A 21,324-nucleotide genomic window follows, 5' to 3' on the forward strand; every position below is an offset into this window, starting at 1 on the left:
TGAAATCTGAGCCAGGAAAATTTATAAGTTATAAATATATGAAAATATTGAATATTCAGCAATGTATGATAACATAAAATGAAAGCGTTTTATATCAGCATCTTAGAGAAATCTTTACACAATGATTAGATCATCATATACCAAGGAGGATTTCTGGATGACGGAACTAATGAATCTAACAGTAGGGAAGCTCCTGGAGGAGAAAGCCTGCCTTCACCCGAATCATGAAGCTGTAGTTTACGCAGATCGCGGGCTCCGAATGAGTTATAAGGAGTTTAATGAATATTGCAGGCTTACTGCCAAAGGGTTTATGAAGCTGGGTCTTGAAAAAGGGGAGCATATTGCCGCATGGTCAACCAATACGCCCGAATGGCTAACATGCCAGTTCTCAACAGGCAAAATGGGTGCTGTCCTTGTAACAGTTAATACAAACTACCAAGCTGCTGAGCTTGAATATCTATTAAAGCAATCTGACAGTACCACTATTGTTCTAATGGAAAAGTTCAGAGAAACCTCCTACATAGAAATGCTATACAGTATCGTCCCGGAACTTAAGGATTCTGAGCCAGGGCAGCTGAAAAGCAAAAGACTTCCTTTTTTAAAAAATGTTATCGTGATGGGAGAAAAACGCTTTCCTGGAACATACAGCTGGGAAGATATTATCAGGATGGGCGAATCAGTCACAGACGCAGAACTCAATGAACGCATGGGGACCCTGGACCCGGACGATGCCATCAATATGCAATATACTTCAGGGACCACAGGCTTTCCAAAAGGGGTTATGCTAACCCATAACAACATTGTTAACAATGGCTATAATATTGCTAATTGCATGCGTTTAACAAAAGATGACCGCTTATGTATTCCTGTTCCGTTTTTCCATTGCTTCGGGTGCGTACTGGGAACAATGGCATGCATATCCGTCGGGGCAACCATTGTGCCGGTGCAGGAGTTCAGTCCTAAAGCTGTTCTGCAGACGGTCCAGGATGAGAAATGTACAGGCCTGCATGGGGTGCCGACAATGTTTATTGCAGAGCTGAATGATCCTGGCTTCTCAAAGTATGATCTATCGAATCTCCGTACTGGCATAATGGCTGGATCCAATTGCCCTATTGAAGTCATGAAAGGCGTAATTGAAAGGATGGGTGCCAGCGAAATAACCATTGCATATGGACAAACAGAATCCTCTCCAGTCATTACGCAGACACGGACGGATGATCCGATTGAGCTGAGAGTGGAATCTGTGGGAAGAGCACTGCCGAATGTAGAAGTGAAAATTGTGGAACCAGGCACCAATAACGAAGTACCGTTTGGAGAACAAGGGGAATTGTGTACAAGAGGCTATCATGTCATGAAGGGATATTATAAAAATCCTGATGCTACAAAAGAAGCCATTGATGAAGATGGCTGGCTCCATACAGGTGATCTCGCTGTTATGGATGAGAACGGGTACTGTAAAATTACTGGAAGACTAAAGGATATGATCATTCGCGGAGGAGAGAATATATATCCCCGCGAAATTGAAGAATTTCTTTATACGCATCCAGCAATTCTGGACGTTCAGGTGGTTGGAGTTCCAGATGCCATCTATGGTGAGGAAGTGGTCGCCTGGATAATCGTAAAAGAAGGCTCTGAATTAACACCAGACGAACTTCGCGAATACTGCAAAGGGAAAATTTCACACCATAAAATCCCTCGCTATATAGAGTTTACGAAGGATTATCCAATGACAGCTTCTGGAAAAATCCAGAAATTCAGATTGCGTGAACAAGCTAAAGAAGTCATCGAAAAAGCAAATACATTGAAATAAAGTACATTTAACCTGCTGGGACACTTCCAGCAGGTTTATTTATAAAACTCCGCCTTCCTTCATTCATAAGTCTTAATAAATCTCAATCCCACAGCCAATGTTTTACTGCGTGAAAGTATATAAAATGAGATTAAAGATAAATTGAAGGGAGAAATAGAACATGTATGAAGAAATTTATGTCATGGAAGTTTTAAATAAAGCTAAGCTTAAGGAGAAAGTAGAATTAAGTCAAATCAATCCGTTTCAAGATAATACAAAGGAAAAATTTTGCTGAAAGCTTCCTTTAGTAAAAAAGTTCACAGTATGCCAATGCAGCTAGGACGGAGAATACTCTCCGTCTTAATTTTTTTAAAGGCTGTTTCCGCAAGTTTTGTTGCTTTTTGTATATTATTTGCTGAGTTGATTGCAGCGGAAGGCGCGAGACTCCTGCGGGAGTAGCGGGACAGGTGAGACCCCGCAGACGCGGAGCGTTGAGGAGGCTCACCGCCCGCCCCGCGGAAAGCGAGCAGCCTGGAGCGGAAATCAACGGACAATATTGATAGCAGTAAAACAACAATTTATACGAAAAGAGCCTTTTGAAAAGAATCTTCAGAAAATGATAGTATAATAAACAAAAGAGAAATAAGGGGGAGCAAGTGCTAATGACAACTCAAAAGCTGTTTGTTTATGGAACCTTAAGAAAACACGAGTCAAATCACTTCGTTTTAAAAGGCAGTGCCTGCATTGCCGAGCAGGCATGGGTATATGGGGAATTATATGATACAGGACTTGGCTATCCCTCTATGAAACCATCACTTGACCAAAAAGTGTATGGAGAGCTTTATGAAGTGCATTTAGATCATTTCACTGACCTGGATGAACTTGAGGATTATATCCCAGGAAGAAAAGATAATTTGTATGACAGGGTGGAACAGACTGTTCATACTGATGCAGGAGATGTAAGTGCACTTGTATATGTTTCCTGCCGGGATGAACTCTTAGCCGAACCCATTCTTCACGGGGATTGGAAGCTTTACCGCTTAATGAAGGATAAACCGGAAAAGACCTTTTATTTTGCTTACGGTTCTTGCATGGATGATGAGAGGTTTTGCGTGGCAAAGGTAGATCACCATTTCAAAACCATCGTCGGAGGGGGAACGCTGGCCGGTTATTCGATGCAATACCTATTTTTCAGGGATGATGGAGGAAGGGCAGACATTATAGAAAATGGCGGCGTCACTGAAGGAGTTCTATATGAACTTCCTTATGAAGCAGTTGACTACCTGTTCCATAGAGAAGGTTTTTATGGGCAATGGTACCGTCCTGCCTTTGTTAATGTCAAAGTTGGAGATAATTTTTATGGAGATGTCCTGACTTTTCATGTCTACAATAAAAAGGGGGAGCTGCCCCCGCCTGACCATTACGCCCTTGAAATTCTCCGGGGAGCAAGAGGCAGAGTAAGTGACGATTATTACAGAAAGCTTGAACAGCAGCTGGAAAAACTGGGTGTTCAAATTAGATTGGATGCATAGCAGCGTAAGACTTAAGGATGAGCAAAAGTTCATCCTTTTTTTCTATATTTGCTGATTCTTCTACAATAAAGGCAGTCCAATGTAATTAAGTGAATGGGAAGGATTAAAATAATGCAAAATTTTTAATTGGTGGTTTGAAACAGGCTAAGCGGGTGGTATATTACCTTTGCCATCATCTTAGAAAGAAGGTCATCAAAATGAAAATTATAGCAGATAATGGCTTTTATGAAGTGGAATATGATAGCGAACATTATGATAATTTAGAGTTTGTACGAATAGACCAAATCTGTGAAATTAACTATGTAACAATGAAAAACACGCTAACTGGAGAAGTGTATACATTTGAGGCGGATAAAATCAGGAGATTCCGGAAAATAATGAAGTTAATGCCAGAAGTTAGAGAGAATCTAGTTGCAGACAGCAGTTCGTATTCTTTATAATAAATACTAATCATATAAAGCATGCAGACTGTGAAGGAGTGGCAATATTGATTCATTTAAAATGGCATGAACGCGAAACATTGAAAAAAGTAAAATGCGTGCATACAGATGCAGCAAAATACATTGTAGACAGGGCTTTAACAGCAGGGAATATCTATGATGTAAAAAATGAAACTGAGGAATTCTATTTCATCGTAGACAATTCCGGAAAAGTAAGCGGATTTTATAAAGACTATTTCCAGGATGCTTAATCCAATGAAGAAAACGGCCAGTTAAATTGGCCGTTTTTTTATATTGCTTACCTTTGTGCAGGAAAAATTCTCCGGACAGTTTCTGTAAATTCATCAAAAAATCCTTCAATTGGCTGACCGGCTTGAATGTCTTCTGTATATCCTGTCATTCGATCATAAAAGTCGGGGTTAACAGAAACATATACATTATCAATGTCCTGATCGACTCCTTTTACCTGATCGGAAATCTTTCCCTCGACATCCTTAGTCAATTCTCCATTTCCATCACTCAAGCGTGCGGCAACATATGCATTATTGTCTGTCACGATTACATTCGCAGACTCAACCTCTGGAATAGAGGTAATTTTATCGGCAGCTTTATCAGCAACCTTCATTCGCGGGGATTCATTTCGATTCTCATTGTCTGTTCCCGTGCGGGTAAGATCAATCCCCGGTTCAGTGGTGCGTCCATTTTCGCCATAGTTGGTGTCGTTCACTTTTGTAGGCTCTGTCAAATCCCTGTTTCTTTGAGCTGTTTCATTCATATCCGCGTCATTCATGCCGCAGCCTGCAAGTAATGCAGCTGACAATGCCCCTGCCATAAATAATTTACCTTTGATCATTTACTTACCTCCTTCCGTTTTCCCCCTTATCTTTCCAAAAATAGGCGCTGTTATTCAGATTTCTTTAATAAAATAAACAAAAAAGGAGCATGGCATTAAGCCCGCTCCCCGTAATTACGATTCTGACATGAACTGCACAGTATCAGGTTTATTCTTTGTATATAATCTTCTGCCAAGCCATGATTGAAAAACTAAAAAAATTCCGCCCGCAGTCCAATATAGCGGCAAAGCTGCAGGAGCATTTAAAGAAACCAGCATAATCATTACAGGAGACAATAAACCAATGAATTTCATTTGTTTTGGCGTTTGCACAGTCATATTAGTTAGAGTGAATCGGTACTGAAGATAGTAAACAATTCCTGCAATGATTGTGATCCAAATATCAGAATGACCAAGATTGAACCAGAGAAATGAATGTGCAGCAATTTCCTGATTTCCTCTTATGGCATAATAGAACCCCATTAGAATGGGCATTTGAATAAAGATTGGCAGACATCCCGCAGCATTCAAAGGATTCACTCCGTGAGATTGATACAAACCGAACATTTCCTGCTGCAGTTTTTGCTGCTCCTGTGGCTTTTTCGATGTTTTCAGCTTTTGCTGAATTTTTTCAATTTCAGGTTTTAACTTATCCATTTTTTCTTTCATTACGCTTTGATTTTTATATTGTTTTAGCATTAAAGGCATTAATATCAGCCTAATCATTATGGTAATGAAGATAATGGCCAAGCCGAAATTGCCATGAAAGAAAACAGCAGTTCCATGTATTGCCAATGCAAACGGATCGACAAAATAATGATGGAAAAAGCTTGTGCCTTGTCCTCCTTGAGCCTGGCAGGCAGATAAGAATATTGGCAGTACAGTAATCATGGTAATGGCTAGTAACAGTCTAATTTTTCTCATACAGGTCAAACCTCCCGCTATTTTTTTCTTTAAATAGGGGATATTGGCAGTACAGTAATCATGGTAATGGCTAGTAACAGTCTAATTTTTCTCATACAGGTCAAACCTCCCGCTATTTTTTTCTTTAAATAGGGGAGAGACCTTCTGGCTCATCACTTTGATCGCCTTTTTTTAGTATAAGTTTTGCAATCCAGGACTGAATCGAATCGCAAATAAAGCCCCGATCCATGCAGAACCCTGGAAGGCTTTCATATTCTCTTTTTTCGTTATCAATATATCTATTACTGTATAAAGTCGGCTCTATTTTCCAAATGATTAACAGCTTTGCAGCTAAACCAATGATATATGTTAAATAAAGAGTATATTCTGATGAAATAAAAGACGATTCAGTTATTATTTCAAAGATATTATTTCACCTCTATTCACAGATTTAAGTATAATTGAATGCTGCATTGAAAACAATTGCAGATGTAAACCAATTGCAAAAAAGTTATCGTATGTCCATTCTATTGTCCATATGCAGGAATATAATAGGAGAAAGTATATATATTTTCGGCTTTAGTATGATACACTCTATCAGGGAGATTAATTAATCATTATCTCTAGTTCAATACATGAATGGTGGGGTATTTTGTCTTTGTTAAAACAAAAAACAATTATAACGCTTGCCAAACTCCTCGTACCCTTATTCATTTTGCTGTTTGTCATGCTGGAGGCAAAAGGGATATTCAATGATTTTAATTGGGCTCTCCTTGAGCTTTATATTGACCGGCTAACTTTCCGCAGACTATTTTTTATCCTTTTATTGGGACTGGCTGCGCTTTTTCCAATGTATTTTTATGATGAAATCCTCCAAAGGCTTTTCAGAATTAGAGTTCCTAAAAAAAAGCTATTATTTTATTCTTTATCTGCCAACGCATTCTCTAACTTTATCGGATTTGGTGGTGTGGCCGGAGCTACACTCAGGTCCTATTTTTATAAGGATTACCTGACTGGCAGTACTCCATATATCAAAATAATTGCCAAGCTGTCTCTTTTTTACCTGACCGGCTTGTCTATATTGTCATGGATCGTCCTTTTTACAGATTTACATTTATACGATGATGTTAAACTTATAAAGATTGCAGTCTGGGCCGTTGCGGCTTATACACCTCTGCTGCTGAGCGTTTACTTTTTCAAGTCGTCATTTTGGAATACGAAGCACATTAAAAAAGGATTTGCAGGGGAATTGCTGGCTGTTTCTTTATCGGAGTGGCTATTTATTATCATATGTATCTGGGGAATTGCCCGGGCCCTTGAAGTATCGATTTCATTTTTTGTTCTGTTTCCCATTGTCATCATTTCAGCTTGCGCTGGCATTGCGAGTATGATCCCTGGAGGCATTGGTTCCTTTGATTTTGTATTTTTGATCGGACTGGAATCACAAGGTGTTCCCACCGAATTGGGGCTCTTGATTCTCATGTTCTACCGTCTCAGCTATTATATAGTTCCTGTGTTTATTGGCACGCCGTTTGTCATGAACCAGTTTTGGAATAACGGAATGCCGAAAAACAGCTTCAAAATATAAAAGAGCCTTTGTGGGCTCTTTATTTTTGTTGTCTAGCGCAAGCAGCCTACCCCCTCGAGGTCACAAGCTTGTCTAGCAGCGGCTCCTAGGGACTCGGGTCATGCAGACGTTGCCACAGGACGTGGCGCTATTAGTCTGCGTTCCTTAGTGGGCAAGGCGCTTCCGCTTTTCTCACTCACCAAAGAACATCAAGAATGTCTTTGCTGAATAAATTTGTATCAATATTGCACACCTTCGCATCAATTCCGTACTGCCAGCCTGCAATCAATGAATTTGCAGGAGCTTCAGGTTTATATCCAGGTGCCTGTTCCTGCTCAGTGATTCCTACATTTGGCGCAGCTGTCCATATGAATGTGTTTTCAAGAAGGGAAGAATTTTCGGCTGCTGCTTGACTGAAAGATTTAGTCAGCGCCTGTTCCTTATCAAAAATCCCATATATGCCAGGATGATAGGGTGACTCCTCCATTGCTTGATACCAGCCTTCTATAAAGGAAGAATCAACAGGATAATCAGGCTCAATATCGGCAAAAATCGCAACACCCTCCGGTATCCCGAGCTCCTGTGCCAATTGAACAGCTGCTCTTGCCTCACTCTGTCCATTTTCAAGGCCTGTTGCATCATTAAATCGATTCCAAATCACGAGTAATTTAATATCATTGCCTTGCAGAAGTTCAGCCTCCTGAGGTGTGATGCCAGCTGATACACCTTCTTTTTCACCTAAATAGCGTCCCCACACTTTAGGAGACCCGAAGTTTTCCCGTACGCATGAAAGCAAGTCGCTTGTGGTGAGACTTGCCGAGTCCACACCCCAAACGACTTCATCATCCTCTGGCTTTCCCTCCTGGTCATTTTTCGCACCTTTATCGCTGCCGCTGTTTTCATTTCCATTTCCTGTTTGACCAGGGTCCTGATTTTGATCAGCCTTATTTTTTATTGTATTAGTTACATTAACATCCACATTTACCTCAATGTCATTCGTAACATTATTGTCAATTTGGCTATCTTCACCATTATTCAAATCATTGTCGATTGAGTTATTTACATTGGCTTTATTGCCTTTTATATTATTTTTTACTTGATTACTGATATCACTGTCATTGCTTTTGCTTTGGCCATCTGGAATGGTCTGAGTTTTTGGCCCGTCATCCTTTGAATCCATCAGGGAGAAAGCAAAGATCGAAATCATTACGGCAAAAAATGCGGTCACAACGAAAGGCAAAAGGCCCCGTCTTTCCATATCTCACAGCCCTCCTTGTCAGTTCATGACATCTTATGCGGAGGGCGGAAAGTTGGTGATTGCAGGAATAGGGGAGTGCAGTCTGAGACAATATTTCCGCTTCTTATTTCAATATAATATCGCGGCATGCGGCACTCGGGAAATAATTTTAAAGTGTTATAACAGGATAATATCATTGTTCAATATAACGAACAAACACTAAAGAATGTGTAAAAAAATCCTTAACGGGTAAATAACCGTATGCTTAGAGGTTGAAAAATTTGATAAAGACGATGAATTTCACTACTATTAAAATAATAGCCAAATTTTTCATCCATTTAAGATGATAAAAAATTGAATGGGGGATAATAGCATATAACAGATTTTTAAAAGGAATTGTTATATTTGTCACAGGAGGTTTTCGATAATGCAGAGGGAATTTACGGATGATAGTATATCCTTGCATACTGATTTGTACCAAATAAATATGGCCCAGACTTACTGGGAAGACAACATACATAATAAAAAGGCGGTCTTTGAAGTGTTCTTCAGGAAGCTGCCTTTTGGCAACGGCTATGGAATTTTTGCCGGCCTGGAAAGAGTTATAGAATATATAGAAAACTTCAGATTTACAGACAGTGATCTGCAGTACTTAAAAAACGAATTGAATTATGAAGAAGGTTTCCTCGAATACTTGAAAAACATGAGGTTTTCAGGGACCATCAAATCAATGGAAGAAGGTGAGCTTGTATTTGGCAATGAGCCAATTTTGCGTGTCGAAGCTCCCCTGGCTGAAGCCCAGATCATTGAAACAGCTATTTTGAATATCATTAACTACCAAACATTGATTGCTACAAAAGCAACTCGAATCAGAGAAGTAATTGGCGATGGAACAGCCATGGAATTTGGTTCAAGAAGAGCCCATGAAATGGACGCAGCTATCTGGGGAACAAGAGCTGCCTATATCGGCGGCTTTGATGCCACATCTAATGTTAGAGCAGGCAAGAAGTTTGGCATTCCTGTTGCAGGGACCCATGCCCATTCATTTGTACAGGCTTACCGGGACGAGTATACAGCTTTTAAGAAATATGCCCAGACCCATAAGGACTGTGTTTTTCTCGTCGATACGTATGATACCCTTAAATCAGGAGTACCGAACGCAATTAAAGTGGCGAAGGAAATGCGGGGTCAAATTAACTTTAAAGGTATAAGGCTTGATAGCGGGGACCTGGCTTACCTTTCTAAAAAAGCAAGAAAAATGCTGGATGATGCAGGTTTTCCCGAAGCAAAGATTATTGCTTCAAATGATCTGGATGAATACACCATCATAAATCTGAAAGCTCAAGGAGCGAAAATCGATATTTGGGGAATTGGCACAAAACTGATCACGGCGTACGAACAGGCTGCATTAGGAGCTGTTTATAAACTCGTTTCAATTGAAGATGAGGATGGCAAAATGGCTGACACCATAAAAATAAGCGGCAACCCGGAGAAAGTATCAACTCCCGGATTAAAGAGAGTTTATCGGATTATTAACAGTGATAACCACAAATCAGAAGGGGACTATATTGCGCTGGATCATGAAAACCCTCAAGCTGAGCCAAAGCTTAAGATGTTCCATCCTGTTCATACGTTTATAAGCAAGTTCGTTACAAATTTCGAAGCCAGGGAACTGCATAAAGTGATTTTTCAGGAAGGCAAGCTTACTTATAAAGTTCCATCTTTAAAAGAGATGCAGAGCTTTGCAAAGGAAAATCTCAATGTTTTATGGGATGAGTACCGCCGTTCTCTAAATCCGGAGGAATACCCAGTCGACCTTAGCCAGGAGTGCTGGGATAATAAGATGAAAATGATCAGCCAGGTGAAACAAAATATAAAAGGCTGAAGCTTTAAGAAGAGGGAGGAACCTGCAATGAATCTGCAAAAAGAAATTATGGAAAGTTTAAATGTAAATCCGAATATCGATCCAAAGGAAGAGATAAAGAAACGAATTGAGTTTCTAAAGGATTATCTTGTTAAAACAAATTCAAAAGGTTATGTACTTGGCATAAGCGGCGGCCAGGATTCCACTCTTGCAGGAAGACTTGCCCAGCTTGCTGTTGAAGAGCTTCGAAAAGAAGGGAAGGAAGCAACATTTATAGCTGTCCGCCTTCCGTACGGCGTTCAGCAGGATGAGAAGGATGCCCAGCTTGCCCTTTCCTTTATTCAGGCTGACAAAGAAGTGGTCTTTAATATTAAAAATGCAGTCGATGAAGTGAAAACCGAGTATGATCGTATAATTCCGGAAGAACCCCTGAAGGATTATCATAAAGGCAATGTTAAAGCCCGTATGAGAATGATTGCCCAATATGCGATTGGGGGCCAATATGGCTTGCTGGTCATCGGCACGGATCATGCTGCAGAAGCAGTGACTGGATTCTTTACAAAATATGGCGATGGCGGCGCAGATGTCCTGCCGCTGTCCGGACTGACAAAAAGACAGGGAAAAGCTCTTCTTAAAGAGCTTGGGGCAGAAGAAAGACTATACTTAAAAGTGCCTACAGCCGATCTTCTTGACCAGAAACCCGGACAGGCTGATGAAACTGAATTAGGTATCTCATACGATGAACTGGATGACTACCTTGAAGGAAAATCAGTAAATCCGGAAGCTGCAGAAAAAATTGAAAAACGCTACCTGGTTTCTGAACACAAGCGCCAGCTGCCTGCATCCATGCACGATAACTGGTGGAAATAAGCCCACTTAAAAAGGAAAATCCATTAAGGGATTTTCCTTTTATTTTTGGTTCAGCCTATTCAATATTTCCTGGTAAAACCGTTCTGGTTCATCCACATTCAGCACGATGCGGCTGGCCTGTCTTTTTAAACCATACATTAATTCATAAACTTGGGGATCTTTCAGCAGAATTTCGAACATCGGCTTTTCTTGAATTAAATCAGGCACTCTGGCATCAAATAAATCATTCATTTTTTGTCTGCTGAACTTTTCCGGACCATCATAATACATGATTTCTTTAACATTTTCCAATGGAAGGTACATACTTTTTGAGAATCCGGACTGCAGCAGCAAGTGTGAATCAGTAAGCACGAAAGGTGTTAAGCGGGTGGCGTTTATCTCGGCCAGAAAGTACAAAATGCCATAAATATTTGCTATTAATAGGATATATGCAGCAATAGCATTCCATGCATGAAGCCAATAATGCAGTCCGATTGATTCAATGGCAATCGCATGGATCAGCATAATAAAAACAGCATTCACACTTGTTTTTTTATGATAGGTAAAAGAATCGCCATGCTTTATCAAAGTTTTCTTTTTCCATGAAAACAGGGAGTAATTAAACATTGCAAATTCAGTCACAAAAACAGACCCTATTTTATGATGGGGTAAATGCTTATCCGCGGATCTCTTAGCATTAAATAGAAAAAGCGAATTGATTCCATTCAGCCTGCGATATTCTCTCAAAAGTACTGGCAGTTTAGCAAGAATCTTATAGGCAATAAATAGCTCCAGCCCATAAAAAGCATTTCGGAAAAAACGATTAAATAGGGCAAAAAAGCAAATTGAAGGAAATGACTGGCAGGGATAATAAAATAAGCAGCAGCGTATCCTGCTAAAATGACTGCTCCTAAATACTTTAGCGAATATCTCTTGCGCAGAATGAGGAAATACGCCAATAGCGGTACAACGACCAGAAAATCAAACAGTGAGCCAACCGCCGCTTCGTCTGGAACCGGATCAAAAAGGGGGGTTCTATATAGGGTATAGTTGGAAAGCAGAATTAAACATGTTAGTACACCAAACCATAGCCACTTAGGCCTTTTTAATGAATTTGTCATATTTATCCACCTCCATTTAATAATAGCTTATAAGAGGGTGAAATGATACTGAAATCAAGCTGAATTCGGACTCAGCGAGTATCTGATTACGATTTTGAGTCCGAACACCGGTCAACTTCGGACTCAGCGACCATCCGTTCGCGGTTTTGAGTCCGAACTTCAGCGAACTTCGGACACAACGACCATCCGTTCGCGGTTTTGAGTCCGAACCCATCCCAACTTCGGACACAACGACCATCCGTTCGCGATTTTGAGTCCGAACACCGGTCAACTTCGGACACAACGACCATCCGTTCGCGATTTTGAGTCCGAACTTCAGCGAACTTCGGACACAGCGAGCATCCATTCGTGATTTTGAGTCCGAACACCGGGCAACTTCGGACACAGCGAGCATCCGTTCGCGATTTTGAGTCCGAACACCGGGCAACTTCGGACTCAGCGAGCATCCATTCGCGGTTTTGAGTCCGAACACCGGTCAACTTCGGACTCAGCGACCATCCGTTCGCGGTTTTGAGTCCGAACTTCAGCGAACTTCGGACACAACGACCATCCGTTCGCGGTTTTGAGTCCGAACCCATCCCAACTTCGGACACAACGACCATCCGTTCGCGATTTTGAGTCCGAACACCGGTCAACTTCGGACACAACGACCATCCGTTCGCGATTTTGAGTCCGAACACCGGTCAACTTCGGACTCAGCGATCATCCGTTCGCGGTTTTGAGTCCGAACTTCAGCGAACTTCGGACTCAGCGAGCATCCGTTCACGGTTTTGAGTCCGAACCCAACACATATACTGCAAAAACGAACAAATACAAGATACAAACAAAGCCCCAATCGCAATTGGGGCAAACCACGTAAAACGCTGTATCTAAAATCCTAATTCAAAACCAACTTTTTATAACCCAGTCAAAAGCTGATAAGCCCATTCCGCCATTTCCTCACTTGGCGGCTCAATATCCTTCAGCGGATATTCCAATCCGAGCGCTTCCCATTTATAAACACCAAGCTTGTGATAGGGAAGAACCTCAATTTTTTTCACATTATTCAACTCTTTAATGAAACGTCCCAGCTGTTCCAGATCACTTTCATCATCAGATATTGTGGGCACAAGTACGTGGCGGATCCATACCGGCACCTGATTATCTGACAGATACTGGGCAAATTGAAGAATATGATCATTTGTAAGACCTGTCAGTTTTTTATGCTTATCCCTATCAATATGCTTCAAATCCAGCAGCACCAGGTCCGTATAGTCCAGGAGCTCTTTCAGCTGGGTTTGAAAAAACGGGGAGGTGGAATAGCAGCCTCCCGATGAATCTATCGCAGTATGAATGCCTAGTTTCTTGCATTCTTTAAAAAGTTCTATAAGAAAAGGGATCTGAAGCAAAGGTTCACCGCCGCTCACTGTAATGCCGCCTCCGGATGCCGCCAAAAAAGGGAGATAGGATTGCAGATCATTCATGATTTCTGAAACGGACATTTGTTTTCCTGCCCCAATTTCCCAAGTGTCCGCATTATGGCAAAATTGACAGCGAAGGAGGCACCCCTGTGTAAAAATGACATAACGAATGCCAGGCCCATCTACTGTTCCGAATGACTCAATTGAATGAATGTTGCCGTACATCTTCATCTTCCTTTCCAAAACAGCCGGCGCAGCTACAGCACCTTTGCTCAAGCTTTTTTTGAAGAGGGGGCATAAAGGCCCGCCCTCCTATTGGTTACATTGATTCATGGAATGTTCGATTGATAACGTCAAGCTGCTGCTCTTTAGTCAGCTTAATGAAGTTCACAGCATAGCCTGATACCCTAATGGTTAACTGCGGATATTCCTCCGGGTGTTTCATGGCATCCAGAAGCGTTTCTTTATTGAATACATTTACATTTAGGTGATGTCCGGACTTTATGGAATATCCATCCAGTATAGATACCAGATTGCGAATACGGCTATCAGCATCCTTTCCGAGTGCTTTAGGGACAATGGAGAAGGTGTTGCTGATGCCATCCAGCGCATGTTTGTAGGGTAGTTTTGCAACAGAAGACAGGGAAGCAAGTGTTCCTTTCGTATCTCTCCCGTGCATCGGATTTGCTCCCGGGGCGAATGGCTCGCCGGCACGTCGGCCATCAGGCGTATTGCCGGTTTTTTTGCCATATACCACATTGGATGTAATGGTTAATATAGACATCGTATGCATAGAGTTTCTGTATGACGGATGCTTGCGGAGCTTTTTCATAAACCGTTCAACCAGATCTATAGCTATGCTGTCAACGCGATCATCATTATTGCCGTATTTCGGGAAATCTCCTTCTGTCATAAAATCAATCACTAGCCCACTCTCATCACGGATTGCCTTAACAGTTGCGTATTTGATCGCACTTAATGAGTCGGCCGCTACACTCAGACCCGCAATGCCAGTAGCCATTGTTCTGAGAATTCCGGAGTCATGAAGAGCCATTTCGATCCGTTCGTAGCTATATTTATCATGCATGTAATGAATGATATTCAGCGTATTAATATAGAGATCTGCCAGCCATTCCATCATTAAATCAAACTTCTCCATCACTTCTTCATATTGAAGGATGTCTGAGGCAATTGGGGCATAGGAAGGGCCGACTTGAACGCTGAGTATTTCATCCTTTCCGCCATTAATGCTATATAACAGGGCCTTTGCAAGGTTTGCTCTTGCACCGAAAAATTGCATTTGTTTTCCGATCTCCATTGCAGAAACACAGCAGGCAATTCCATAATCATCCCCATATTCAGGAAGCATGATATCATCGTTTTCATATTGAATTGAACTTGTTTCTATTGACATCCTTGCGCAATATTTTTTGAAGTTCTCCGGAAGCTTGCTGGACCATAATACTGTTAAATTCGGTTCAGGTGCTGGACCAAGATTATTCAAAGTATGAAGGAACCGGTAAGAATTCTTCGTGACAAGCGGTCGGCCATCAAGAGCCATCCCGCCAATGGACTCAGTAACCCATGTAGGATCGCCGCTGAATAATTCATTATAGTCAGGCGTTCTCGCAAATTTGACAAGGCGCAGCTTCATTACAAAGTGATCGACCAGTTCCTGGGCTTCTTTCTCGGTAAGCAAGCCCTTCTGGATATCTCTTTCTATGAAAATATCAAGAAAACTCGAGACACGGCCAAGACTCATAGCTGCTCCATTTTGTTCTTTAATGGCAGCAAGATAGGCAAAATACAGCCATTGGAAAGCCTCAAGAGCGTTTCCTGCAGGCTTTGAAATATTAAAACCATAGCTGTTTGCCAGCTGCTTCAGTTCATCCAGAGCCCTGATCTGTTCTGAAATCTCTTCTCTAAGGCGAATATTGTCTTCCGTCATCACACCTGAAGTTGATTTCAAATCCGCTTTTTTGGCTTCAATCAAGCGGTCAACTCCATAAAGAGCAACCCTGCGGTAATCACCGATAATCCTGCCACGGCCATATGCATCTGGCAGGCCAGTAATAATGCCGACTTTGCGGGCAAGTTTCATTTCATCGGTATAGGCATCAAACACGCCTTGGTTATGTGTTTTGCGGTAGTCTGTAAATATCTTTTCCATCTCTTTGCTGGCTTCATAGCCGTATGCTTCACAAGCTGCCACAGCCATTCTGACTCCGCCAAATGGCTGAAGAGAGCGCTTAAACGGACGGTCAGTCTGAACACCCACGATTTTTTCTTTTTTTTGGTCCAGGTAACCAGGTCCATGTGAGGTAATGGTTGAGACGATTTCTGTGTCCATATCGAGCACACCGCCATTATCACGTTCCTTTTTCGTCAGTTCCATCACTTGTTCCCATAATGAAGAAGTAGCTTCTGTTGGACCCTCCAAAAATGATTCATCCCCGAAAAAAGGTGAGTAATTCTTTAAAATAAAGTCTCTAACATCAATTTCATGTGTCCAAATGCCTTTTTTAAAGCCATTCCAACTTTCCATATTAGTTCACCTCATATTTTCAATGTGTATAACAGTTATTACAACTTAACTATACATTCAATATAACAGATATAATGTGAAATAAATCACAAACATTTTGAACGTATTGTGAAATATAGTAAAACTGTATTTAATAACGCTTATGTGTACTATAAAACCAGTCGTATTTTTGAACTGTTATATAGAGATTGAAAATCAAACTTGAAGATAATTGAAGAGAAGATCATGAAATTCTTACAATCAGCGCCAACAATTACCTGTTTAATAGAATAAGAGATTTTGATTAAATATAAATATGAAAACACTATCAAAAATTTCATTCATTCTAACGTTGTCTGTCGCACTTGTCTTTGGATTCAATTTTGATGCAAAAGCATCAACAATACATACCGTTCAGCCAGGGGATACAATGTGGAAGATCGCCCTGAAGTATCAGGTGGGAGTTCCTGAAATCATTAATGCAAACGGGCAGATTTCAAATCCGAACTTCATTTATCCTGGGCAAAAGGTGAATATCCCAACAGTATCAAAAGCCACAACCGGTGTTGAAGAGCAGGTGGTTCAGCTCGTAAACCAGGAAAGGGCAAAGTATGGATTAAAGCCATTAAAATCAAATTGGGAACTTGCGAGAGTGGCAAGATACAAATCTCAGGATATGATCAATAAGAAGTATTTCGATCACAACTCTCCTACATACGGAAGCCCGTTTGATATGATGAAGAGCTTTGGAATTACTTACAGAACCGCTGGAGAAAACATTGCTGCAGGGCAAAAAACCCCTCAGGAAGTTGTAACAGCATGGATGAACAGCGAGGGTCACCGCAAGAACATCCTATCAGCCAATTTCACAGAAATCGGAGTGGGATACGCACAGGGCGGTTATTATGGCCATTACTGGACACAAATGTTTATTGGGAGGTAAGAAGAAAAGCGGAAGCGCCTTGCCCACCCCCGACAAGCACAGGACGAGCCTGCCGGAAAGGCGTTCTTTGCCTTTTGGGAGGATTGGCTTGTGACCTCGAGGGGGTAGGCGCTGGAGCTAGACAGTTTTTGGAGTACAAAGCTTTCTATTTATTTAAAAAAAGCACCGGATTTTCCGGTGCTTTTGCTTTTCCCATTAGTCTACTACAATATAAGCGATCATCGGTCCGCTTTTATCCTTATCCGGATGAGTAAGACACACTAGACGGTAAACGCCTTCTTTATCAAATTGAAGAGGGACAACCGTTTCTTCTGCTTTCTTTACGACACCTTTAATATCAGTTCCTTCTATGATGTATGGATGTTCCATTCCATTGACTCCCCAAATCTTCAGATTTACCTTTTCACCTTTTTCCAGAAAAATAGTTCCCGGATCCCAGCGATAAGCTTCAATTTCTTTGCCATCAGGCAGCTTGGCTTTAAATTCTCCTGTAACCATATGAATTTCCCGGACTTTTTCGCCCTCCGTCTGGTTGAATACCGTCATACTATCAGACTTTGAAAAAAACCATACTGACGCAGAAACGATGACTGAAAATAGGATGACAAATGCAATGATGCTGCGTTTCTTTAATACAAGAAAAGGCATGCTCATACTCCTTCCTAATTGGTTGTCCATATATAGATATGCAGGAAGGGCATCATAACTTGTCTAATATTTCTGAGATTTTTGCGATAATTTCTTTACATCTGCCAAAATATTATTTCATAATAGAATTAAAAAAGGATGTGGCAGCATGTACAAAGTACTTGTGGCCAATCGGGATGAGTACGATACAAAAGGCATAGAGTGGCTTCTTAAATCTTCTATGAACGCATGGCAAGTAGAGTCCGCTCAAAATGAATCAGGGCTTATTAAGAAGCTTGAAACTTTTCAGCCAGACCTATTGATTTTTGAACTTGATCTAATAAATGAAGAAAGTTATGGTTCATTTTTAAAAACCACTCAGATCATAGGGCCGGATTTGATTGCCTTAACAATGGAAGCGACCTTTTCACAAGCAAAAAGAGCCATCGACATGGGTGTATCCGATTTAATACTTAAGCCGATTTCAGCAGATATTTTATTAAAATCGGCGAGAAAGATTCATAGGCGTAATCAGATGACTAATCGGACTGCTAAACAAAATCCTATTCAGAAATCTGAAAAAGACTTCAATTACCAGGATTTATTTATAGAAGAATCTAATTCGGTTAAACCACTTGTATCTATCGGAATTAAGACTGAAAATCCGCTGGAGCTTCCAAAGCTATATAAATTTCTTGAAAGCTATACTTTCCAAAAAACAGTTCACTATTTTATTTTGAGTGATATGATTTTGATTATTGCTGAGAAATCTGATGTGGCCTGGAAAGAGGAGAGCCTCAGGTTTATGAGAGATTGGCAGGAAACGTCAGCAGAACAAATTGCGATCAGCATTTATACGGGTAAGGAGGACGGCGGAACCGTCAGAAACCATTATCTCGCGAACAGGAAACTGATGGAGTTAACTTTTTACCGGGGATTTAATCAGGTAATTGAGGAGAACTCATTGCCTAAGTGGCTTTCGATTGATCCGTTCTTAACTCCTGAGGAACAAAGCAGATGGATTGATTTCCTGAATCAGTCTGATTTAGAAGCGCTAAAGTCATGGTTTTACGAGGAGTTTCTTATTTTGGCAGACCCTTATCCGGAACCGGGTCTCATCAGAATTCGGCTGACCAGTATCCTTGCGCAAATTCGCAGGCATATGAAGACGTTCCGGCTGGCAGACGGGGATATGGAGAAAGAATATCTACGTTTATTCCAGACTATCCTTTATTCCCCCTTGATCTACCGGGTCATTAACGAAATGATCAGCTTCATTTCCTATATTTTTGAAACCATACGCTCTGATAAAAAGCTGAAGCTGGAACTTACTGACAGAGTCCTATTCTTTATAGAAACGAATTACTGGGACCCTAAGGTTACGCTTGAAAGGGCAGCTGAATATGCAGATCGAAACCCAAATTATATCAGCTCCATGCTTGCAAAAAAATGCGGCAAGTCGTTCCGGGAGCTGCTTAATGAAACCCGGATAAGGCAATCAGCCAAGCTGCTGCTGGAATCAGAAATAAGCATTAAGGAAATCGCGTCTGTGTGCGGTTTCCGCAATCAGCAATATTTCAATAAAGTATTTAGTAAGATTAAAGGAATGCCGCCAAATCAATTTAGAAAGAGCATGCATAAAACCTCCGTGTAACCGGGGGTTTATTTTTTTGGTTTAATTATAAAAATACTTAAATTTATATAAAATTTTTAAAAAAACACTTAAAAATCTAACAAAATTATAAAAAATCAAACTTAATTATTATACTTTTCAGATAGTTCTCATTATAAAATCTAAATATGAGATAACATTGGAGGGATAACAATGAAAGCGGAAACAAAAAGAGAAATAAAAAACTATCAAGGCAGTGAGCTTCATGCTAAGGGCTGGATTCAGGAAGCAGCACTCCGCATGCTTATGAATAACTTAGACAAAGAAGTTGCAGAGATTCCAGAAGAACTGGTTGTCTACGGCGGCATTGGGAAAGCAGCGCGAAATTGGGATTGCTATGACGCGATTGTAAAAACATTGCATGAATTAGAAGACGATGAAACACTTCTTGTCCAATCAGGAAAACCGGTTGCGGTCTTTAAATCACATAAAGATGCACCTAAGGTATTGATCGCCAACTCGAATCTAGTGCCTGCCTGGGCAAACTGGGATACATTCCATGAGCTAGATAAGAAAGGCCTGATGATGTATGGCCAAATGACAGCCGGAAGCTGGATTTACATCGGCAGCCAGGGAATCGTACAAGGAACCTATGAAACATTTGCCGAACTAGGCAGACAGCACTTCTCCGGCTCACTGAAACAGACCATTACTTTAACAGCAGGCCTTGGCGGAATGGGTGGCGCTCAGCCGCTTGCAGTAACAATGAATGATGGTGTCTGCATTGCAATTGATGTGGATGAACACCGCATTGACCGCAGACTTGAAACCAAATATCTGGATACAAAAGTATATTCAATTGAAGAGGCTATTAAATTGGCATCAGAGGCAAAACATGAAGGCCGCCCGATTTCTATCGGTCTTTTAGGCAATGCAGCTGAAATTCTGCCAAAAATGCTTGAAATGAACTTCATCCCGGATGTCCTGACTGACCAGACTTCTGCACATGATCCTTTAAATGGCTATGTTCCAATCGGCTATTCTTTAGAAAAAGCAGCTGTTCTGCGAAAGGAAAATGCTGCTGAATATGTTCAGAAATCAAAGGCAAGCATGGCTGTACATGTTCAAGCTATGCTGGACATGCAAAAGAAAGGTGCAGTCACATTTGATTACGGAAACAATATCCGTCAGGTGGCAAAAGATGAAGGTGTTGAGAAAGCTTTTGATTTCCCTGGATTCGTGCCTGCCTACATCCGGCCGCTATTCTGTGAAGGAAAGGGACCTTTCCGCTGGGTAGCATTATCAGGAGATCCTGAAGATATCTATAAAACAGATGAAGTGATCCTGCGCGAATTTGCTGATAACGAACACCTTTGCAAATGGATCAAGATGGCACAGGAGAAAATCCAATTCCAGGGACTTCCTTCAAGAATTTGCTGGCTGGGTTATGGGGAGCGTGCAAAATTCGGCAAAATCATTAATGACATGGTGGCAAAAGGAGAATTGAAGGCTCCGATCGTTATCGGGCGCGACCATCTTGATTCTGGTTCCGTTGCATCTCCAAACCGTGAAACAGAAGCTATGAAGGACGGCAGTGATGCAGTGGCGGACTGGCCAATTCTGAATGCACTGATCAATGCGGTCGGCGGTGCGAGCTGGGTATCTGTCCACCATGGAGGCGGCGTAGGCATGGGGTACTCACTTCATGCAGGAATGGTCATCGTGGCAGACGGTACAAAAGAAGCTGAACAGCGCCTTGAAAGGGTTCTTACATCTGATCCAGGCATGGGAATTGTGCGCCATGTTGATGCAGGCTACGATCTTGCTATCAAAACAGCAAAAGAAAAAGGCGTTAACATTCCGATGATGAAATAAAAATTTTCTATTGTATTTTATGAACTTAGCAAATAATGGCGGAATACCAGCAAAGAAAACACTGAATCAGCAAATAAACTATTCGAATTTACAAATAATCCAGTCAATTCAGCGAAAAACACTCTTAAACTGGCAAATAACCATTTATATTTTCTAATAGGAAGCACTCCAATCCGTGATTTTTGCAGATTGGAACTTCCATTTTTTAA

18 protein-coding genes are annotated in these 21,324 nt (G+C 41.1%); 10 read left to right on the plus strand and 8 right to left on the minus strand.

Features of this window, described 5'->3' with window-relative positions; genetic code table 11:
• The first annotated feature begins 121 nt into the window (after positions 1 to 121).
• From QUF73_04970 to QUF73_04985, 4 genes are all read left to right on the plus strand, one after another.
• Complete coding sequence (locus QUF73_04970; GenBank protein ID MDM5225555.1) at positions 122 to 1,810, plus strand: AMP-binding protein; 1,689 nt, start codon at positions 122 to 124, stop codon at positions 1,808 to 1,810.
• Between the two features lie 641 nt (positions 1,811 to 2,451).
• Positions 2,452 to 3,321: a gamma-glutamylcyclotransferase gene (locus tag QUF73_04975; protein ID MDM5225556.1), complete on the plus strand. Its 870-nt coding sequence runs from the start codon at positions 2,452 to 2,454 to the stop codon at positions 3,319 to 3,321.
• Positions 3,322 to 3,518: 197 nt separating this feature from the next.
• Positions 3,519 to 3,761, plus strand: a complete 243-nt coding sequence (locus QUF73_04980) for a hypothetical protein (protein ID MDM5225557.1) — start codon at positions 3,519 to 3,521, stop codon at positions 3,759 to 3,761.
• Between the two features lie 47 nt (positions 3,762 to 3,808).
• Positions 3,809 to 4,012 carry a DUF6501 family protein gene (locus QUF73_04985; GenBank protein ID MDM5225558.1) on the plus strand — a complete coding sequence of 68 codons (204 nt, stop codon included), beginning with the start codon at positions 3,809 to 3,811 and terminating at the stop codon, positions 4,010 to 4,012.
• 47 nt (positions 4,013 to 4,059) lie between these two features.
• Here QUF73_04985 and QUF73_04990 read toward each other — a convergent pair whose 3' ends face one another.
• Together QUF73_04990 and yidC are read right to left on the minus strand one after the other, a co-directional pair.
• On the minus strand, positions 4,060 to 4,614 hold the full coding sequence (locus QUF73_04990; protein MDM5225559.1) for a YhcN/YlaJ family sporulation lipoprotein: 555 nt from the start codon (positions 4,612 to 4,614) through the stop codon (positions 4,060 to 4,062).
• Between the two features lie 114 nt (positions 4,615 to 4,728).
• On the minus strand, positions 4,729 to 5,517 hold the full coding sequence (yidC, locus tag QUF73_04995; protein MDM5225560.1) for a membrane protein insertase YidC: 789 nt from the start codon (positions 5,515 to 5,517) through the stop codon (positions 4,729 to 4,731).
• A gap of 637 nt (positions 5,518 to 6,154) precedes the next feature.
• Between yidC and QUF73_05000 the strand changes: the two genes are divergently transcribed.
• Positions 6,155 to 7,084 (plus strand): lysylphosphatidylglycerol synthase domain-containing protein, encoded by a 930-nt coding sequence (locus tag QUF73_05000; protein ID MDM5225561.1) that lies wholly within the window; start codon positions 6,155 to 6,157, stop codon positions 7,082 to 7,084.
• Positions 7,085 to 7,259: 175 nt separating this feature from the next.
• On the opposite strand, the gene QUF73_05005 is transcribed toward QUF73_05000, so the two are convergent.
• Positions 7,260 to 8,321: a DUF1906 domain-containing protein gene (locus QUF73_05005; protein ID MDM5225562.1), complete on the minus strand. Its 1,062-nt coding sequence runs from the start codon at positions 8,319 to 8,321 to the stop codon at positions 7,260 to 7,262.
• A gap of 406 nt (positions 8,322 to 8,727) precedes the next feature.
• Between QUF73_05005 and QUF73_05010 the strand changes: the two genes are divergently transcribed.
• Both QUF73_05010 and nadE read left to right on the plus strand, forming a co-directional pair.
• Entirely contained in the window at positions 8,728 to 10,185 is a 1,458-nt protein-coding gene (locus tag QUF73_05010) for a nicotinate phosphoribosyltransferase (protein ID MDM5225563.1), read from the plus strand.
• A gap of 27 nt (positions 10,186 to 10,212) precedes the next feature.
• Positions 10,213 to 11,034, plus strand: a complete 822-nt coding sequence (nadE, locus tag QUF73_05015) for an ammonia-dependent NAD(+) synthetase (protein ID MDM5225564.1) — start codon at positions 10,213 to 10,215, stop codon at positions 11,032 to 11,034.
• 39 nt (positions 11,035 to 11,073) lie between these two features.
• Here the strand turns inward: nadE and QUF73_05020 are convergent, their stop codons facing one another.
• The 4 genes from QUF73_05020 to pflB all read right to left on the minus strand — a co-directional run bounded on the left by QUF73_05020 (position 11,074) and on the right by pflB (position 16,079).
• Positions 11,074 to 11,655, minus strand: a complete 582-nt coding sequence (locus QUF73_05020) for a hypothetical protein (GenBank protein ID MDM5225565.1) — start codon at positions 11,653 to 11,655, stop codon at positions 11,074 to 11,076.
• Between the two features lie 101 nt (positions 11,656 to 11,756).
• Positions 11,757 to 12,134 (minus strand): hypothetical protein, encoded by a 378-nt coding sequence (locus QUF73_05025; protein ID MDM5225566.1) that lies wholly within the window; start codon positions 12,132 to 12,134, stop codon positions 11,757 to 11,759.
• Positions 12,135 to 13,030: 896 nt separating this feature from the next.
• Complete coding sequence (pflA, locus tag QUF73_05030; protein ID MDM5225567.1) at positions 13,031 to 13,759, minus strand: pyruvate formate-lyase-activating protein; 729 nt, start codon at positions 13,757 to 13,759, stop codon at positions 13,031 to 13,033.
• 94 nt (positions 13,760 to 13,853) lie between these two features.
• Positions 13,854 to 16,079: a formate C-acetyltransferase gene (gene pflB, locus QUF73_05035; protein MDM5225568.1), complete on the minus strand. Its 2,226-nt coding sequence runs from the start codon at positions 16,077 to 16,079 to the stop codon at positions 13,854 to 13,856.
• A gap of 295 nt (positions 16,080 to 16,374) precedes the next feature.
• Between pflB and safA the strand changes: the two genes are divergently transcribed.
• Positions 16,375 to 17,001, plus strand: coding sequence for a SafA/ExsA family spore coat assembly protein (safA, locus tag QUF73_05040; protein ID MDM5225569.1), 627 nt, complete (start codon positions 16,375 to 16,377; stop codon positions 16,999 to 17,001).
• A 195-nt stretch (positions 17,002 to 17,196) separates the two neighbouring features.
• On the opposite strand, the gene QUF73_05045 is transcribed toward safA, so the two are convergent.
• Positions 17,197 to 17,649: a hypothetical protein gene (locus tag QUF73_05045; GenBank protein MDM5225570.1), complete on the minus strand. Its 453-nt coding sequence runs from the start codon at positions 17,647 to 17,649 to the stop codon at positions 17,197 to 17,199.
• Positions 17,650 to 17,797: 148 nt separating this feature from the next.
• Here QUF73_05045 and QUF73_05050 point away from each other — a divergent pair, with 148 nt between their 5' ends.
• Both QUF73_05050 and hutU read left to right on the plus strand, forming a co-directional pair.
• Positions 17,798 to 19,282 carry a helix-turn-helix domain-containing protein gene (locus tag QUF73_05050; GenBank protein MDM5225571.1) on the plus strand — a complete coding sequence of 495 codons (1,485 nt, stop codon included), beginning with the start codon at positions 17,798 to 17,800 and terminating at the stop codon, positions 19,280 to 19,282.
• A gap of 171 nt (positions 19,283 to 19,453) precedes the next feature.
• The gene (hutU, locus tag QUF73_05055) at positions 19,454 to 21,115 is read left to right on the plus strand and encodes a urocanate hydratase (GenBank protein MDM5225572.1); all 1,662 of its coding nucleotides are present in this window, start codon (positions 19,454 to 19,456) and stop codon (positions 21,113 to 21,115) included.
• Positions 21,116 to 21,324 lie beyond the last annotated feature (209 nt).

This window comes from Cytobacillus sp. NJ13, from assembly GCA_030348385.1.
Taxonomy (GTDB): Bacteria; Bacillota; Bacilli; order Bacillales; family Cytobacillaceae; genus Cytobacillus.

What these genes read in the sequence shown, in the direction of transcription:
- QUF73_04970 (MDM5225555.1), top strand. Translation starts at nt 122, where the DNA reads ATGATTAGATCATCATATACCAAGGAGGATTTCTGGATGACGGAACTA.
- QUF73_04975 (MDM5225556.1), top strand. Translation starts at nt 2,452, where the DNA reads ATGACAACTCAAAAGCTGTTTGTTTATGGAACCTTAAGAAAACACGAG.
- QUF73_04980 (MDM5225557.1), top strand. Translation starts at nt 3,519, where the DNA reads ATGAAAATTATAGCAGATAATGGCTTTTATGAAGTGGAATATGATAGC.
- QUF73_04990 (MDM5225559.1), bottom strand. Translation starts at nt 4,614, where the DNA reads ATGATCAAAGGTAAATTATTTATGGCAGGGGCATTGTCAGCTGCATTA.
- yidC (MDM5225560.1), bottom strand. Translation starts at nt 5,517, where the DNA reads ATGAGAAAAATTAGACTGTTACTAGCCATTACCATGATTACTGTACTG.
- QUF73_05005 (MDM5225562.1), bottom strand. Translation starts at nt 8,321, where the DNA reads ATGGAAAGACGGGGCCTTTTGCCTTTCGTTGTGACCGCATTTTTTGCC.
- QUF73_05010 (MDM5225563.1), top strand. Translation starts at nt 8,728, where the DNA reads ATGCAGAGGGAATTTACGGATGATAGTATATCCTTGCATACTGATTTG.
- nadE (MDM5225564.1), top strand. Translation starts at nt 10,213, where the DNA reads ATGAATCTGCAAAAAGAAATTATGGAAAGTTTAAATGTAAATCCGAAT.
- QUF73_05025 (MDM5225566.1), bottom strand. Translation starts at nt 12,134, where the DNA reads ATGACAAATTCATTAAAAAGGCCTAAGTGGCTATGGTTTGGTGTACTA.
- pflA (MDM5225567.1), bottom strand. Translation starts at nt 13,759, where the DNA reads ATGTACGGCAACATTCATTCAATTGAGTCATTCGGAACAGTAGATGGG.
- pflB (MDM5225568.1), bottom strand. Translation starts at nt 16,079, where the DNA reads ATGGAAAGTTGGAATGGCTTTAAAAAAGGCATTTGGACACATGAAATT.
- safA (MDM5225569.1), top strand. Translation starts at nt 16,375, where the DNA reads ATGAAAACACTATCAAAAATTTCATTCATTCTAACGTTGTCTGTCGCA.
- QUF73_05045 (MDM5225570.1), bottom strand. Translation starts at nt 17,649, where the DNA reads ATGCCTTTTCTTGTATTAAAGAAACGCAGCATCATTGCATTTGTCATC.
- QUF73_05050 (MDM5225571.1), top strand. Translation starts at nt 17,798, where the DNA reads ATGTACAAAGTACTTGTGGCCAATCGGGATGAGTACGATACAAAAGGC.
- hutU (MDM5225572.1), top strand. Translation starts at nt 19,454, where the DNA reads ATGAAAGCGGAAACAAAAAGAGAAATAAAAAACTATCAAGGCAGTGAG.